The organism is Micromonospora sp. NPDC048909 (assembly GCF_040649635.1).
GTDB lineage: Bacteria > Actinomycetota > Actinomycetes > Mycobacteriales > Micromonosporaceae > Micromonospora.
In genome coordinates, this window is the sequence record NZ_JBEZFU010000006.1 from 420,368 (window position 1) to 436,188 (window position 15,821).

The 15,821-nt window shown below is 73.7% G+C and carries 14 protein-coding genes; 11 read left to right on the forward strand and 3 right to left on the reverse strand.

What is annotated here, in order from left to right; all coding sequences use genetic code 11:
- Positions 1-59: 59 nt before the first annotated feature.
- The 3 genes from AB0C04_RS19610 to AB0C04_RS19620 all read left to right on the forward strand — a co-directional run bounded on the left by AB0C04_RS19610 (position 60) and on the right by AB0C04_RS19620 (position 1,676).
- Entirely contained in the window at positions 60-821 is a 762-nt protein-coding gene (locus tag AB0C04_RS19610) for an ROK family protein (protein ID WP_357056318.1), read from the forward strand.
- A 103-nt stretch (positions 822-924) separates the two neighbouring features.
- Complete coding sequence (locus AB0C04_RS19615; protein WP_357056321.1) at positions 925-1,290, forward strand: tetratricopeptide repeat protein; 366 nt, start codon at positions 925-927, stop codon at positions 1,288-1,290.
- 131 nt (positions 1,291-1,421) lie between these two features.
- Positions 1,422-1,676, forward strand: coding sequence for a Smr/MutS family protein (locus AB0C04_RS19620; protein WP_007465523.1), 255 nt, complete (start codon positions 1,422-1,424; stop codon positions 1,674-1,676).
- Here AB0C04_RS19620 and AB0C04_RS19625 read toward each other — a convergent pair whose 3' ends face one another.
- Positions 1,677-2,564, reverse strand: a complete 888-nt coding sequence (locus tag AB0C04_RS19625; protein ID WP_357056324.1) for an alpha/beta fold hydrolase — start codon at positions 2,562-2,564, stop codon at positions 1,677-1,679.
- 115 nt (positions 2,565-2,679) lie between these two features.
- Here AB0C04_RS19625 and AB0C04_RS19630 point away from each other — a divergent pair, with 115 nt between their 5' ends.
- Positions 2,680-3,294 (forward strand): TetR/AcrR family transcriptional regulator, encoded by a 615-nt coding sequence (locus tag AB0C04_RS19630; RefSeq protein WP_357056327.1) that lies wholly within the window; start codon positions 2,680-2,682, stop codon positions 3,292-3,294.
- A gap of 6 nt (positions 3,295-3,300) precedes the next feature.
- Here AB0C04_RS19630 and AB0C04_RS19635 read toward each other — a convergent pair whose 3' ends face one another.
- The gene (locus AB0C04_RS19635; protein WP_357056330.1) at positions 3,301-4,242 is read right to left on the reverse strand and encodes a threonine/serine dehydratase; all 942 of its coding nucleotides are present in this window, start codon (positions 4,240-4,242) and stop codon (positions 3,301-3,303) included.
- Between the two features lie 114 nt (positions 4,243-4,356).
- Positions 4,357-6,699: a M28 family peptidase gene (locus tag AB0C04_RS19640; RefSeq protein ID WP_357056577.1), complete on the reverse strand. Its 2,343-nt coding sequence runs from the start codon at positions 6,697-6,699 to the stop codon at positions 4,357-4,359.
- Between the two features lie 380 nt (positions 6,700-7,079).
- On the opposite strand from AB0C04_RS19640, the gene AB0C04_RS19645 reads away from it, so the two are divergent.
- The 7 genes from AB0C04_RS19645 (at position 7,080) to AB0C04_RS19675 (ending at position 15,793) form a co-directional block, all read left to right on the forward strand.
- Positions 7,080-8,276, forward strand: coding sequence for a fused response regulator/phosphatase (locus AB0C04_RS19645; protein ID WP_357056333.1), 1,197 nt, complete (start codon positions 7,080-7,082; stop codon positions 8,274-8,276).
- Positions 8,273-10,039 carry an ATP-binding protein gene (locus AB0C04_RS19650; RefSeq protein ID WP_357056336.1) on the forward strand — a complete coding sequence of 589 codons (1,767 nt, stop codon included), beginning with the start codon at positions 8,273-8,275 and terminating at the stop codon, positions 10,037-10,039. Before AB0C04_RS19645 ends, AB0C04_RS19650 begins: the two co-directional genes overlap by 4 nt.
- Positions 10,036-10,488, forward strand: a complete 453-nt coding sequence (locus AB0C04_RS19655; protein ID WP_357056339.1) for a response regulator — start codon at positions 10,036-10,038, stop codon at positions 10,486-10,488. Before AB0C04_RS19650 ends, AB0C04_RS19655 begins: the two co-directional genes overlap by 4 nt.
- Positions 10,481-11,290 (forward strand): inositol monophosphatase family protein, encoded by an 810-nt coding sequence (locus tag AB0C04_RS19660; RefSeq protein ID WP_357056342.1) that lies wholly within the window; start codon positions 10,481-10,483, stop codon positions 11,288-11,290. The genes AB0C04_RS19655 and AB0C04_RS19660 overlap by 8 nt, the downstream gene beginning before the upstream one ends.
- A 205-nt stretch (positions 11,291-11,495) precedes the next feature.
- Positions 11,496-12,500 carry a hypothetical protein gene (locus AB0C04_RS19665; protein ID WP_357056580.1) on the forward strand — a complete coding sequence of 335 codons (1,005 nt, stop codon included), beginning with the start codon at positions 11,496-11,498 and terminating at the stop codon, positions 12,498-12,500.
- A 36-nt stretch (positions 12,501-12,536) separates the two neighbouring features.
- Positions 12,537-14,093 (forward strand): fused MFS/spermidine synthase, encoded by a 1,557-nt coding sequence (locus AB0C04_RS19670; RefSeq protein ID WP_357056345.1) that lies wholly within the window; start codon positions 12,537-12,539, stop codon positions 14,091-14,093.
- A gap of 71 nt (positions 14,094-14,164) precedes the next feature.
- Entirely contained in the window at positions 14,165-15,793 is a 1,629-nt protein-coding gene (locus AB0C04_RS19675) for a serine/threonine-protein kinase (protein WP_357056348.1), read from the forward strand.
- Positions 15,794-15,821: the final 28 nt, after the last annotated feature.

Here is a 15,821-nt window from a genome sequence, read left to right on the forward strand (position 1 = left end):
GAGGCGAGCCTATCCGGCCCGGTGCACATCGCCGGGCGGCACGGGGCAGACTCGGCGGGGTGGTGACCACACTGGCGATCGACTGCGGCGGAGGCGGCATCAAGGCCTCCGTCCTCGACGGGGCGGGCACGATGCGGACGCGGCCGCTGCGGGTGCCCACGCCGTACCCGCTGCCGCCCGCGCTCTTCGTCAAGACCCTGCTGGACCTGGGCGCCCGGCTGCCCGCCGCGGACCGGGTGACCGTCGGGCTGCCCGGCATGCTCCGGCACGGCGTAGTGGTGGCCACGCCGCACTACGTCACCCGGGCCGGGCCGCGTACCCGGGTCGATCCCGACCTGCTCGCCGAGTGGTCCGGCTGGGACGTGCGGACGGCGCTCGCGGAGGCGTTCGGGGTGCCGGTGCTGGCCCTCAACGACGCCGAGGTGCACGGCGCCGGGGTGGTGGCGGGCACCGGGCTGGAGCTGGTGCTCACCCTCGGCACCGGGCTGGGCTGCGCGCTCTTCGACGGCGGGATCCTCGCGCCGCACCTGGAGCTCTCCCAGGCGCCGGTGCGCTGGGGGATGACCTACGACACGTACGTCGGCGAGCCGGAACGGCGCCGGCTGGGTGACGCGTTCTGGTCCAGGCGGGTCCGCGGGGTGGTGGACGGGCTCCGCCCGGTGTTCCGGTGGGACCGGCTCTACCTGGGTGGGGGAAATTCCCGGCTGATCCGTCCGGAGCAGCTGACCCGGATGGGTGACGACGTGGTGGTGGTGCCGAACACCGCCGGGATCATCGGCGGCGTCCGAGCCTGGGATCTCTCGGCCGCCCGGCGCGCGTGATCCGACGCCCGTGCCGGCGGATCGGCCCCGGGAACAGTCGCCATCCGGTCGGTGTTGTGTCAGCGTCGGGGGAGTGACGGCGCGATACGAGGGGGTGGGTCGAATGGATCTTCTGGCTGAGTACCGGCGGGCGACCATGTTCTTCGAAACCGGTGACCCGACCGGAGCGGCCCGGCTGCTCGAACCGATCGTCGAGGCCGAGCCGGGCAACGCCGCGGTACGGCAACTGCTGGCCCGGGCGTACTTCCTGTCGGCCCAGCTCAACCGGGCCGAGGAGCAGCTGCGCGCGCTGGTCGACCGCGACCCCAGCGACCACTACGCCCACCACGTGCTGGGCCGGACGCTGGAGCGGCTGAACCGGCACGCCGACGCCCTGCGGCACCTGCGGATCGCCGCGGCGATGCACTCGGGCAACGACGACTACACGACCGCGCTGCGCCGGGTGGAGACCCGGGTGGGCGGGCGCTGAGCACCGGCCGGCCGCAGCGCGGCCGGCGGTCGGACGAGCGGACGGGGCAGCCCCACCGGGGCTGCCCCGTCGCGTTCCGTCCGGGCCTACCATTGGGCCGTCATGGGAGCTGAGCTGGAGGTGGGCACGTCGTGAAGCTCAAGCTCGACCTGCACGAGATCTTCAACAAGGGGCAGGACATCGACCGCGCGCTGCGCGGGATCATGGACGAGGCGGTGGCGAAGAAGGCCACCCTCGTGGAGATCATCCCCGGTAAGGGCTCCGGTCAGCTCAAGAAGCGGGTGCTGCGGTTCCTCGACCAGAAGGACGTCAAGCAGCTCTACCACCGGGTCGAGAAGGACTCGAAGAACTTCGGCCGCCTCTTCGTGCACTTTCGTTGGAAGTAGTCAGGCCGGGGTCTCGGCGCGGGCGAGGAATTCGGTCGTCCGGTCGATGATCAGCTCGGGGTGGTACATCGGCAGGTCGTGACCCGCGCCGGGGACGATCTCGACCCGGGCGGCGGGGACCAGGCTTCGGATTCGGGCGGCGACCAGCGCCGAGTCGTACATCTGGCTGCGTTCGCCGAGCAGGACGAGGGTCGGGGCGGCCACCGCGCGCAACTCCTCGTCGGTCAGGGTCGGCGGGACGGGCAGCCGGCGGCGGAAGCCCGCGGTCACCAGGGCGAGGCGCATGAGGTCGTCGTCGAGCAGGGTGGTGTTGTGCAGCCAGCGGGCCGCTCGTCGGCGCAGCGGCCGGGGCGCGAGGCCGGCGAGCCCACCGACGATCACCCAGGCGAGGAAGCGACCGGTGACCTTGCCGAACCCGGCCGGGTCGAGCAGGGTGACGCTGGCGACCTGGTTCGGAGCGTTGATGGCGTGCTGCAGGGCCGTCCAGCCGCCGTAGGAGCAGCCGACGAGATGCGCGCGGTCGACGTCCAGGCCGGCGATGACCTCGCCGAGCCACTGCGACAGGTCGGCTCCGCCGGTGATCGGCCGGTCCTGGGTGGACCCGCCCGGCTCGCCGCACGGGTCGACGGCCAGCACCGGGCGATTCTCGCCGAGTCGGGCGACGTAGCGGTGCCACATGAGCGAACTGCCGCCGGCGCCGGGCAGCAGCACGACCGGTGTCCCGTCGGGTCGGCCCGTCCGGTAGACCCGTGCGGTGCCGAAGGTGGTGGGCAGGTCGAGGGAGGTGTGGTCGGCCGGCCACAGTCGACCGAAGGTGCGCGTGTACGCGGCGAGGAACTTGCGGCGCGCCCGGTCGCTGGTGAACTCGCTGATGCGGTCGGTCGACATGGCGGCCCCCGATCCCGGTCGGCTTTAGTGATACAAGCGTATCATCAAAACCGGACGGCGTGATAGGCCGAGTGGCAGACCGCGGAGACCGCGATCCCGAATCGAATGGAGCGCCGTGCCCAAGCGCGTGGACCACGACGTGCGTCGCCGACAGATCGGCGAGGCGCTGCTGCGCATCGCGAACACCCGGGGCCTGCAGGCGGCGAGCATGCGCGAGGTGGCGGCGGAGGCCGGCGTGTCGCTGCGGCTCGTGCAGTACTACTTCCACAGCAAGGACGAGTTGCTGCTCGGTGCGCTCGCCTACCTCGGCGAACAACTCTCCGCCCGGGTCCGGGACCGCATCCGGGCGATCGGCACGCCGCCGACCCCGCGCAGCGTCATCTACGGCACCCTCACCGCGATCCTGCCGACCGACGAGGAGAGCCGCCGGCTGACGAGGACCTACGCGGCGTACTACACGCTGGTGCTCGCCGAGCCGGAACTCGCGGCACGGCACGGCACCACCTATCCCGACGCGCTGGAACGCTTCCTCGCCGGTCATCTCCGCACGGCGCAGGAGGACGGGCAGGTGGACCCGGGTCTCGACCCGGAGACGGTGGTCGCCGGCCTGCTGGCCCTGACCAACGGCCTCGGTTCCAGCGTGCTCGGCGGTCAACGCGACGGCGACGCCGCGCTGGCGATCCTGACCTATCACCTCGACCGGGTGTTCGATCGCGGCCCACGACGCTGAAGGCCGTCAGTGCGGACGGGCGGTCGCCAGGTCGCTCGGATCGGTGTTGCCGCCGCAGACGATCAGCGCCACCCGCTCGCCCGCCGCCGGCACGTACGCCCCGCCGAGCAGCGCGGCCAGCGCGGCGGCTCCGCCCAGTTCGGCGGCGACCCGTAGCTCCGACCAGAGCAGCCGGCGGGCGCGCACCAGATCCTCGTCGCGCACCAGCACGGACTGCACGCCCGTCCGCCGGGCGGTGTCGAAGGCGATCTCACCGATCCGGCGGGCGCCGAGCGAGTCGGTGGCGATGCCGCCCACCTCGACGTCGACCGGGCGACCGGCCTTCAACGCGGTGTGCAGGGTGGGGATCTGCTCCGGTTCGACGGCCACCACCCGCACCCCGCCGTCGAACCAGGTCGCGATGCCGGAGACCAGGCCGCCACCGCCGACCGCCACCAGCACCGTGTCGATACCGTCGACCTGCCGCTCCAGTTCGCGGCCGACGGTGCCCTGGCCGGCGACCACCTCCGGCTGGTCGTACGCGTGCACCACGAGGGCACCGGTCTCCTCGGCCCGTCGGGTGCTCGCCGCGAACGCCTCCGCGTAGTGCTGGCCGACCTGCTGCACCGTGGCGCCCAACCCGGCCAGTCGCTCCACCTTGACCGGGGACGCGGTCACCGGCACGAACACCTCGGCCGGAACGGCCAGGGCGCGGGCCGCGTAGGCGACGGCGAGACCGTGGTTGCCACCCGACGCGGCCAGCACGCCCGCTGCGGGCAGTGGCCCCTGGAGCATCCGGTTGAACGCGCCGCGCGGCTTGAAGGAGCCGGCGTGCTGATGCAGTTCCAGCTTGAAGCTGAGCCGCCCGGGCACACCAAGCTCGCCGCCGTCGAGGGTGAGCACGGGAGTCTGCCGTACCCGGCCGCCGATCAGCGCGGCGGCCGCCTCGACGTCCTGTCTGTCCACCATCGCCAGAACCGCCCCTCGCCAGGACCAGAGAGCCCGCCGACCACCGTCGGTGCCGGCCGACGAGACAGCCTATCGAGGCCGGCCGGCCACCCTGGGCGACCCGTCGCGTTCCGATCAGACCGGATAGGTCCGGGCGACGGCGAGCATCTCCGAGCTGTGCGACCCGACGATTCCGACGTCCGCCGGCCGGGGCTGGAAGCCGGGAAGTTCGGCCAACCCGTCGCTGGCGTCCATCGCGCGCAGCTCGACCCGCTCCGCCTTCGGCGTGACGGTGAGCGTCACCTCGATGCCCTCCGCGGGTGGGGCGTGGAAGACCACCCCGAAGCCCCACCGGCCGGTGCGCGCCTCGACCGGCACGGACCGGCCGGCCACCTCGGCGCGCAGCACGGTCGCGGTCGCCGAGTCCACGTGCAGGGTGGCCAGGCGGACCGGGCGCTGCGGGGTGAGCCGCACCCGCAGGGTGCGCTCGGCGCCGGGGCCGCTGTCGGCGAGCACCTCCAGCTTCGGCGCCGGCAGGTTCGCCGCCGGCGCCGGCCCGGTGCGCAGTTCACCGTCGCCCAGACCCGGGAAGTCGTCGGCGACGGACTGCACCCCGTCCACGTACCTGTCGGTCCACGGCTGCGGCTCGGCCTCATGGCTCAGCCAGCGGGCCTGGCCGGTCCCGGCGTCCAGGGCGTACATCAGGTGGGTGGGCGCGGGGTGCGCCGCGTCGAACCGGTCGACCCGCAGGCCGACGCCGGCCAGCACCAGCGCCGCGACCGAGGCGGCCACCGCCGGCAGCGCGCCGAGCCGCCGGGCCCGGCCCGCGACCAGGCCGCGCTGCCCGCCGGCCTGCGGGTGCAGCAGATCCACCACCGGCAGCGCGGCCAGCCCCAGCAGCACCGCGACCAGGGCCGCGACTCCGCCCATCGCCATGCCGAGCGCCGGGAAGAGCAGTACCACCGTGGGGAGGAGGATCACCACGCCGACCGCGCCGGCCACGGTCACCGCGACCACCGGCCACGGGCCGTCGACCCGGGTGCCGAGTGCGATCAGCCCGGCGAGCGCGCCGGCCAGCGCCGGCAGGGTGGTCAGGTACGCCCCGCCCGGCACCGCCACGGCCAGCAGCACCCCGAGCGCGGCCAGCCAGCCCAGCCCGCCGATGGCCAGTGCGGCCGGACCGATCCAGCGGCGGGTCAGCGCGTACCAGGTGAAGACGACGGCGGCAGCGAGCGCCAGGACGGCGAGCCGGTACCAGATCGGCCGGTACGGGTCGAGCAGCTCGGCGTAGCCGGGCCGGATCGCGGTGACCGCCGCCCAGAGCAGCTGCGCGGCGAGCGGGGCGGCCACGATCGGCACCAGGGCCAGCCCGAAACCGGCGGCCAGCCGGCCCCCGGTGGTGCGCCCGCGGCGGCGGGCCAGCCAGCCGACGGCGACCACGGCGGCCAGCGCCAGCAGCGCCAGCGGAAGCGTCAGCCAGCCCGGATAGTGGACCAGCCCGCCGGGCACCGGGAAGTAGCTGGCGTCGCCACCGGCGCGCAGGTCGGTCAGGTCGGTGCGGCCGAACTCGCGGGCCAGGCCGAGCGCGTTGTCGCCGTGCTGCTGGAGGCTGGCCCGGTCCATCGCCGCCGGGGTGTCCAGCGGGGTGTGGTAGATCGCGCCGCCGTCGATGTACGCCGAGTTCAGGCCGACGAAGTTCTTGTTCAGGAACGCGGTGAAGTCGGTGTCGTTGGGCAGGGCCCGGTAGATCTCCACGGCGAACGAGGTGCCGACCGGGTGCGGCGCGGCCCGGGCGAAGACGTCGACCAGCTTCGCGTTGTCCCGGGACGTCTCGAACATGATCACCGGGCCGGTGGAGCCCCGCGCCTCCAGGTTCAGCACCACGCCGCCGTCGGCGGCGAGCGGGTGGCTGGCAGCGAACGCGGCCGCACCGCAGAGGCAGGCCTCCTCGGCGTCGGTGAGCACGAAGACGATGTCGTTTCGCGGTCGCGGGCCGGTGGCCAGCGCGCGGGCCACCTCCAGGATGGTGGACGTGCCGGCGGCGTCGTCGTTGCCGCCCGGGCCGGTCTGCACCGAGTCGTAGTGGGCGACCAGGAAGACCCGGCCGGTCGGGTCGGTGCCAGGGAGCCGGGCCACCACGTTGCGGACCCGGGCCAGGGTGGTGCCGCCGGCGGCTCCGCTGAGCTGCCCGGCCTCCGGCGCCACGCTGTCCTGCACCTGCGTCTCCAGGCCCAGTCCGCGCAGCACCTGCTCGACGTGGGCCCGGACCTGGTCGTTGGCCGGGCTCCCGGCCGGGTGCGTCCGGGCCGCGATGATCTTGACGTTCTCGTACGCCCGGCCGGCGCTGAACTCGTCGGTCGGCGCACCGGTCGGCTGGGGCGCCGGAGTGCGCAGGTCGATCAGGCTGCCCGCGCCGACGGCGACCAACGCGACGAGCGCCGCCGCGGCGGCGGCCAGCCGCCGCCGGGGCCGGGCCATCGCCCGGTCGGCGGCGGGCACGCGCGGCCCGGGCCGGGCCGGCGCGCGGTCGGCGGCGGGGGTGGGGGGTGCGCCCACGGGAACTCCTCGGGGTGGGGCGGTGGGGCTGGGTGGCCCCATCCTGCCCCCACAAACCTCGGAACGGGATGCCCGGGACGCGCACCCGCCCGGGAGCCCGACGTGAGGGACCGGTTTGCCCCATAGCGGGCAGTGATCCGCCCCATTGCCGCCGACGCCGAGCCCGTCGTGTTGTGTGCGACCGTTGTCTAATACAGGATCAGCAGGGCACTCGGAAGGAGCCCGACATCACCAGCGATCTCCCGCGTCTCGCGGCGGTGACCCGGCCGCACCGGGGGGCCGGCCTGACCGGTCCCTCAGTCGTGCCGCGGGCCCATGTGCAGGGCGGACACCCCAAGGTGCCGCCGGGTGAGCGGCTCCGGGTGCTGCTGGTGGAGGACGACGAGGGCGACGCCTTCCTCGTCGGCGAGCTGCTGGCCGAGACCAATTCGATGATCGATCTGCTGGTGGCGACCAGTCTCAGCGAGGCCCGCCAGCGGGTGATGGGCGTCGACTGTGTGCTGCTCGACCTCGGCCTGCCCGATGCCCAGGGGCTGGACGGGCTGCGCCAGGTGCTGGAGATGTCCAGCGGCGCGGCGGTCTGCGTGCTGACCGGGCGCTCCGACGAGCACCTGGGCATCGTCGCGGTGGCCGAAGGCGCCCAGGACTACCTGGTCAAGGGACAGGTCGACGGGGTCCTGCTGACCCGGGCGCTGCGCTACGCGGTGGAGCGCAAGCGCGCCGACGAGAACGCCCGCCGGCTGCGCGAGGTCGAGCTGCGCCAGGCCGAGTCGGCCCGCCTGGAGCGGGGTCTGCTGCCCCAGCCGCTGATGTCGACCGACCAGGTGGCGGTGCACACCTTCTACCGGCCGGGCCGGCACGCCGCGCTGATCGGCGGCGACTTCTACGACGTGGTGCAGACCCGGCCCGACCGGGTCGACCTGATCGTCGGCGACGTCTGCGGGCACGGGGTGGACGAGGCGGCGCTCGGCGTCGAGCTGCGGGTCGCCTGGCGGGCCCTGGTGCTCGCGGGGGTCCCCGACGACGAGGTGCTGCCCGCGCTGGAGCAGGTGCTGATGAGCGAGCGCCGGCTCCAGGAGATCTTCGCGACCGTGGCGACCGCCCGGCTCGACCTGGACACCAACCGGGCCACCGTACGCCTGGCCGGGCACCCGCCGCCGCTGCTGCTCTCCCGCGGCGGGGTGGCGCCGGTGCCGGCGCCCGGCGGCCGGCTGCTCGGCGTCCGGCCCCGCCGGCCGGTCGCCTACGACCTGGAGTTCGACACTGAGGACTGGTCCCTGTTGATGTACACCGACGGACTGATCGAGGGGCGGGTGGGCGACAGCGACGAGCGACTCGACGTGCCCGGCCTCAACCGTCTGCTGGAAGAGCCGGCCAGTCGGTCGGTGCCGCTGCCAGAGCTGCCGGCCTGGCTGGTCGGGCGGGCCGAGCAGATCAACGGCGGCCCGCTCGCCGACGACGTCGCCATGCTCATGGTCAGCCGAGGTGGTGGCCGGTGAAGGTCGGTACGTCCCGCTGGAGCCTGCGCCAGCGGGTGGTCACGCTGCTCGCCGTCGTCGGCGTCCTCCTCGTCGGGCTGGCCGCGGCCGAGGCCGCGGTCGCCGCGCGCAACCGCACCCACGTCGACGCGCTGTTGAACACCACCGGCCCGCTCCGGGTGCACGCCCAGGAGCTGCTCAACGCGTTGCTGGACCAGGAGACCGCGGTCCGGGGCTTCGCGGTCAGCGGCGACCGGGCCGACCTCGGTCCGTACGAGGCCGGGGTGCAGCAGGAGCAGGACCTGGTCGAGTCGATGCGGCGGCTGCTGGCCGAGTACCCGGAGATCGCGGAGGAACTGGGGCAGGTCGAGCAGCAGACGGAGCAGTGGCGACAGTCGGTCGCCGTCCCGGTGATCACGACGACCGAGCAGAGCGGCACCGCCGCCGGTCAGGCGCTCATCACCGAACAGTCCCGCCAGCAGTTCGACGGGGTACGCGCCGCCGTGGAGGAACTCCAGGCCGACATCCTCGGCGCGCGTGAGCAGAACGCCGAGAACATCCGCCGGACCGGCAACCTGCTGGTCGTCCTGCTGATCGCGGCCGGGCTGGTGGTGGTGGTCGCCGGAATGCTGTTGGTGCTCTCGCTGGACCGGATGGTGGTGCGCCCGCTGACCGGGCTCGCCGAGCAGGTCCGGGAGGTCGCCGAGGGCGACTTCCAGCACCGCATCGCCGGCGCCGGCCCACCGGAGTTCCTGCGGCTCGCCGACGACGTGGACGCGATGCGGCAGAAGATCGCCGCCGACCTGGCCGAGGTCCGGGAGGCCCGGGAACGGATCGAGTGGGTCAACAGCCAGCTCCAGAAGCAGGCCGAGGAGCTGACCCGCTCCAACCGTGACCTGGAGCAGTTCGCCTACGTTGCCTCGCACGACCTGCAGGAGCCGCTGCGCAAGGTGGCCAGCTTCTGCCAGCTGCTCCAGCGCCGCTACGCCGGGCAGCTGGACGAGCGGGCCGACCAGTACATCGCGTTCGCGGTGGACGGCGCCCAGCGTATGCAGCGCCTGATCAACGACCTGCTGGCGTTCTCCCGGATCGGTCGGCTCACCGCCGGCTTCACCGAGGTCGACCTGAACAAGGTGATGGGCGATGTGGCCGGCCAGACCGAGGCGGCGCGGCAGTACGCGGACGCCGAGCTGACCTGGTCCGAGCTGCCGGTCATCCGGGGTGAGGAGCCGCTGCTCACCAACCTGCTGGCCAACCTGGTCAGCAACTCGATCAAGTTCCGCCGGCCGGACGTGCCGGCGCGGGTGCACGTCTCGGCCCGGCGGGTCGGCGACGAGTGGGAGATCAGCTGCGAGGACAACGGCATCGGCATCGAGCCGGAGTTCGCCGACAAGATCTTCGTCATCTTCCAGCGGCTGCACTCCAAGGACGCGTACCCGGGCACCGGGATCGGGCTGGCCATCGCGAAGAAGATCGTGGAGTACCACGGTGGCCGGGTCTGGGTGGACACCTCCGTCCCGGAGGGGACGGCGATCCGATTCACCCTCCCCGCGCTGCCCGCGGAGATCGAGGCGTCCGCCGCGGAGCCGGGCACGGCGGAGGGCTCGACGGGGGACGGCGCGACGGCGTCGCCGAACGGGCCGGACGCCGACCAGCCGTCCGAGGCCGCGGCGCCGGCCGGCGGCACGCAGCAGGAGCAACCGGAGCGGGCAGACCGGCCAGACCGCACGGACGCGGCGCCGGAAGGCGGTAGAACGGGTGGCATGAGGGAGACGGTGGGATGACAGCGCCGGCAGACGGCAAGAGCCCGATCGAGGTCCTCCTGGTCGAAGACGATCCGGGCGACGTGTTGATGACCCAGGAGGCGTTCGAGGAGCACAAGCTGCGCAACCGGCTGACCGTCGTCACCGACGGCGCCGAGGCGCTGGCCTACCTGCGCCGCGAGGGCCAGTACACGGACGCGGTGAGCCCGGACCTGATCCTGCTGGATCTCAACCTGCCCCGGCGGGACGGCCGCGAGGTGCTGGAGGAGATCAAGAACGACGAGGACCTGCGCCGGATCCCGGTCGTGGTGCTCACCACCTCCCAGGCGGACGAGGACATCCTGCGCAGCTACCAGCTGCACGCCAACGCCTACGTGACCAAGCCGGTGGACTTCGAGCGGTTCATCTCGGTGGTCCGGCAGATCGACGAGTTCTTCGTCAGCGTGGTCAAGTTGCCGCCGCGTGGCTGACACCCTCCTCGACGACGTCGGCACGCTGCTGCGGGAGACCGCCGACCAGGTCGTCGTCCCGCTGTTCCGCAAGCTCGACGCCGCCGACGTCGCCGAGAAGGCGCCCGGTGAGATCGTCACCGTCGCGGACCGGCGGGCCGAAGAGCTGATCTCGGCCGGCCTGCGCCGGCTCCGGCCCGGTTCGGTGGTGGTCGGCGAGGAGGCGGTCGCCGAGGATCAGGGGCTGCTCCGGCACCTGCGCGGCGGTGGGGAGGTCTGGCTCGTCGACCCGGTCGACGGGACGTCCAACTTCGCCGCCGGCCGCCGGCCGTTCGCCCTGATGATCGCGCTCCTGAGCGAGGGGGAGACGGTCGCCGCCTGGGTACTCGACCCGCTGGCCGACACGCTCGCGACCGCCCGGCTCGGCCTCGGGACGTACCTCGATGGGCAGCTGGTGCAGAACGGCGGAACGGATTCCACGCCGAGCGCGCTGCGGGGGATGGCGGTGACCCGGTTCCTGCCGCCGGCCGCCCGGGACCGGGTACAGGCCGGTGGCTCGCGGATCGGCGAGCTGCTCCCCGGTCAGCACTGCGCCGGCCGGGAGTACCTCGACATCCTCACCGGAGAGCAGCAGTTCGCGCTCTTCTGGCGCACCCTGCCCTGGGATCATGCGCCGGGCGCGCTGCTGGTCCGGGCCGCGGGCGGCGTCGCCCGGCGGTTCGACGGCACCGAGTACCACCCCGCTGACGATGGGCGTGGGCTGCTGGTCGCGGCTAACGAGCGGGTGTGGGCCGAGGCGCGGGACGCCCTGCTGGGCGACTGACCGACGCGTTCGGCGACCGGCCCGACACGGTGCGTCGAGGTTCCGCGCCACCGGTGTTCGGGGGGCCGATCAGCGCCGGCCGGTCCGGTATCGTGACCGGCGGTCACCGCCAGCAGGCCGCCGATCGGCGCCGGCGGGGCCGCCGCCGCGCAGGATCAACCGGGGGGCCGGCGGTCGACGGAAGGACGCAGTCGTGCCCACGACCATGCCCAGCCGGCGTCGCGCCCGCGGCCCGCTGATCGCACTGCTCGCCGCCGTCGCGCTGCTGCTCGGCAGCGGTGCGGTGCCCGCCTACGCGGAGCCGAACGAGGGCGGGACCAAGAAGCTGCAGGACGCCCTGGAGGCCACCGCCAAGGCGCACATCGAGGCCAAGGCGAAGCTGGACAACTCCAAGCGCCGGCAGAAGCAGCTGGTGGCCGAGATGGGCACTCTCGAAGCGCGGGTGACCGAGCTGACCGCGCAGGTCGGCGAGGTGGCCGCGCAGTCCTACCGGGTGGGTCGGCTCACCCCGACGTCGATGCTGCTCAACAGCGCCTCCCCGGAGGCCTTCCTGGAGCGGGCGGCCAACCTCGACCTGATGGCGCAGCGCGACAGCAGGCGGTTGCGCTCTTTCAGTGAGGCGCGCCAGCAGGCGCAGCAGGCCAAGCTCGCCATCGACGCCGAGGTGCGCGAGCAGCAGAAGCAGCTCGCCGTGATGGCGAAGAAGAAGAAGGAGGCCGAAGCGGCGCTGGCCGAGGTCAGCTCGGGCACCAGCGGCGGGTTCAGCGGCGGCAGCTCCTCCTCGGCGAAGCCGGCGCCGCGCAACTCCGACGGATCCTGGCCGTCGGAGTCCTGCTCGGTGAACGATCCGACCACCTCCGGCTGCATCACCCCGCGCACCCTCAACGCCCTGCAGCAGACCAAGGCGGCCGGCTACAAGCGGTACGTCTCCTGCCACCGCAGCGGCGGCGGCGGCGAGCATCCCAAGGGTCGGGCCTGCGACTTCGCCGCCGCGACCAACGGCTTCGAGGACCGCAACGCGACCGGCGGCGACAAGGCGTACGGCGACAGCCTCGCCGCCTGGCACGTGCGTAACGCGAACCGGCTGGGCGTGCTCTACGTGATCTGGTACCGGCAGATCTGGCATCCCGGCACCGGCTGGCGCTCCTACAGCGGTAGTGGCAGCCCGGCGGCGAGCCACACGAACCATGTTCATCTCTCGATGTACTGACGCGCGAAGCCGGGTCGGCTGCGTACCATCGCGACGATGAGCTCCCCACCGTCCGAGGTTGCGGCCCCGTCCGCGCCCCCCGTACCGGGCGATCCCGTCCGCGCCCTGCCAGGAGGCCTCGCCGCCTTCCTGGTCTTCTTCGCCAGCGGCGCCGTCCTGGTGCTGGAGACGGCCGCCCTGCGCCTGGTCGGCCCGTACGTCGGAGTCACCCTCCAGGTCACCAGCTCGGTGATCGGCATCGCGCTGGCCGCGATCGCCTACGGCGCCTGGTCCGGTGGCTGGCTGGCCGACCGGCGTGACCCCCGCCCGCTGCTGGCCCCCGCGCTGGTGCTGGCCGGCATCGCCACCGCGATCACCCTGCCGGTGGTCCGGTACGCGGGCGAGGTGCTGCGGGGCGGGGCGGCGAGCGCCATCCTGCTGCTCGTCGCGCTGGCCGTCTTCGTCCCGGCGGTGCTGCTCGCCGCGGTGACCCCGCTGGTGGTGAAGCTCCAACTCGCCGACCTGCGCCGCACCGGCCAGGTGGTCGGCCGGCTCTCCGGCATCGGCACCCTCGGCGGCATCACCGCCACCCTGCTCACCGGCTTCGTGCTGGTCGCCGCCCTGCCCAGCACCGTGATCCTGCTGGCGCTGGCGGTGGCGCTCGGGGTCACCGGCCTCTGCGTCGGCTGGTACCTGCGCCGGCAGTCGCGCACCGAGCTGCCCGGTCCGGCCCGGGCCAAGGCCGCGCTCGCGGTGCTCGGTCTGGTCGGCGCCGGGCTGACCACGGTCGCGCCGAACCCGTGTGACATCGAGACCGCGTACCACTGCGCGAAGGTGGAGGCCGATCCCGACCGGGCGAGCGGGCGGACGCTGCTGCTCAACTCGGCGCAGCACTCCTACGTGGACCTCGACGACCCGCGCCACCTGGAGTACGCGTACACCAAGTGGTTCGGCGCGGTGGCCGACGTGGTCGCGCCGGCCGGGCAGCGGCTGGACGCGCTGCACCTGGGCGGTGGCGGGTTCACCGTGCCGCGCTACCTGACCGCCACCCGGCCCGGCACCGACAACCTGGTCTTCGAGATCGACGGCGGGCTCATCGAGCTGGGCGAGCGCGACCTCGGCGTACGCCAGGGGCCGGACCTGCGGGCGGTGACCGGCGACGCCCGGATGCTCGTCGCCGGGGAGCCGGCGGACAGCCGCGATCTGGTGGTCGGCGACGCGTTCGGGCACCTGGTGGTCCCCTGGCACCTGGCCACCCGGGAGATGGCGGCCGACATCGATCGGGTCACCCGCCCGGGCGGTGTCTACGTGCAGAACGTCATCGACTATCCGCCGCTGCGCTTCATCCGCAGCGAGCTGGCCACGGTCGCCACCGAGTTCCGGCACGTGGCGCTGATCGCGCCGCCGGAGGCGCTGGCCGGGGAGCAGGGCTCCAACTTCGTGATCGTCGCCTCGGACGCGCCGCTGCCGTTGGAGGCGGTACGCGCCCGGCTGCTCGAGGTGGACGTGCGGGCGAGCCTGATCTCCGGCGCTGAGCTGACCGACTTCGTGGGCGAGGCGCTGGTGCTGACCGACGACTACGCGCCGGTGGACCAGTTGCTGGCCACCGCCTGAACGGGTGACTTCGCGAACCGAATTCGGCCTGCCAGGTGTAGGCGGGTCGCTACCGGGCAACAACTCCGACCATGGGCGGTGGGGACCGGAACGGCGCGCAACTGCTCGGTGAGCGGTACCGGCTGATCGAGCAGCTCGGCGCGGGCGGCATGTCCGTGGTCTGGCGGGGCTACGACGAGGTGCTCGGCCGCCAGGTCGCGGTCAAGGTGCTCGCGTCGCGGCTGGCCACCGACCGGGCCTTCCGGCACCGGATCCGGATCGAGGCGCAGGCCGCCGCCCGGCTCTGCCACCCCAACATCACCAACGTGTACGACTACGGCGAGTCCCAGCAGGTCGGGCTGACCGTGCCGTACGTGGTGATGGAGCTGGTCGACGGCGCCCCGCTGACCAGCCGGCTGGGCCGCCAGGCGCAGCTGCCCTGGCGGGAGGCGGTGACCATCTCCGCCGAGGTCGCCTCCGCGCTGGCCACCGCGCACGCCCGCGGCGTGGTGCACCGGGACGTCACCCCGGGCAACGTGATGCTGACGCCGACCGGGGTCAAGGTCGTCGACTTCGGCATCTCGGCGCTGGTCGGGGAGAGCGAGAAGGGCGCGGACGGCACGCTGCTCGGCACCCCCGCCTACCTGGCTCCGGAGCGACTGGACAACGGCCAGGTCTCGCCGGCCACCGACGTGTACGCCGTGGGTCTGCTGCTCTACCGGATGCTCACCGGGCGGCTGCCCTGGCAGGCCAGCACCACCACAGAGATGCTGCGGGCGCACATGTACACCGACCCGGGGCCGATGCCGGCCGTGCCCGGGCTCCCCGACGAGGTGGCCGACCTGGTGCGGCGCTGCCTGGCGAAGCGCCCCGAGGACCGGCCGGGCACCGCCGAGCTGGCCGGCACCCTGGCCGAGGCGGCCGGGCTGCTCGCCGCCGTGCCGGTCTCGCCGGCCGGCGGGCCGGTTGGCCCGGTGACGTTGGCGAACGCCGGTACCACGATCCTGCCCTGGTCGGCGGCGACCGACGCGCTGCCGTTCTCGCGCACCCGCAACCGGCGGTCGGTGGCCCGGCGCCGGCGGGTGGAGGCCGGCGTGGCCGCGGCCGGCCTGATCGCGGTCACCGCCGCACTCTGGGGGGTGACCGGGCGCAGCCCGGCCAGCGGGGAGACGGAGCAGCCGACCGAGGCGCGGATGGGGGCGGAGAAGCCGGTCCCCTGCCAGGTCGCGTACGCGCTGCGCACCGACTCCGGCAAGGACTTCGCCGCCGAGTTGACCCTCACCAACACCGGCGACCAGGAGCTGCGCGACTGGGCGATGAGCTTCACCTTCCCCGGAAAGCAGACGGTGACCCGGGTGACCCCCGCGTCGGCGAGCCAGCAGGGCCGCACGGTCGTCGTCCGGCCGCCGGCCGAGCGGATCGCGCTGGCGCCCGGCGCCGCCGAGAAGCTCACCCTGACCGGCCGCTACACCGGCGGGAACCCGCTGCCGGTGCAGTTCAGCCTGGGTGACCGGAGCTGCGGGGTGCAGGTCTCCGGAGTGGCCGGGACGGCACCGAAACCGGCCACCAAGGCCGTGCCGACCAAGGCGCCGGCGAAGCCGGCCACCTCGACCCGGGGCGCTGCCGGCGGCACCAAGCCGAAGCCCGAGAAGCCCGACAAGCCCGAGAAGCCCGGCAAGGGCAAGGGGCCCGGCGGTGGGCCGGGCAAGGGCGGTAAGTAGGTCAGCCTGCTCCGCTCCTTCGGCCGCA

Excerpts from the sequence above, each read along its gene's own strand:
- AB0C04_RS19615 (WP_357056321.1), top strand. The coding sequence starts at position 925 with ATGGATCTTCTGGCTGAGTACCGGCGGGCGACCATGTTCTTCGAAACC.
- AB0C04_RS19625 (WP_357056324.1), bottom strand. The coding sequence starts at position 2,564 with ATGTCGACCGACCGCATCAGCGAGTTCACCAGCGACCGGGCGCGCCGC.
- AB0C04_RS19635 (WP_357056330.1), bottom strand. The coding sequence starts at position 4,242 with ATGGTGGACAGACAGGACGTCGAGGCGGCCGCCGCGCTGATCGGCGGC.
- AB0C04_RS19640 (WP_357056577.1), bottom strand. The coding sequence starts at position 6,699 with ATGGCCCGGCCCCGGCGGCGGCTGGCCGCCGCCGCGGCGGCGCTCGTC.
- AB0C04_RS19655 (WP_357056339.1), top strand. The coding sequence starts at position 10,036 with ATGACAGCGCCGGCAGACGGCAAGAGCCCGATCGAGGTCCTCCTGGTC.
- AB0C04_RS19665 (WP_357056580.1), top strand. The coding sequence starts at position 11,496 with ATGCCCAGCCGGCGTCGCGCCCGCGGCCCGCTGATCGCACTGCTCGCC.
- AB0C04_RS19670 (WP_357056345.1), top strand. The coding sequence starts at position 12,537 with ATGAGCTCCCCACCGTCCGAGGTTGCGGCCCCGTCCGCGCCCCCCGTA.
- AB0C04_RS19675 (WP_357056348.1), top strand. The coding sequence starts at position 14,165 with ATGGGCGGTGGGGACCGGAACGGCGCGCAACTGCTCGGTGAGCGGTAC.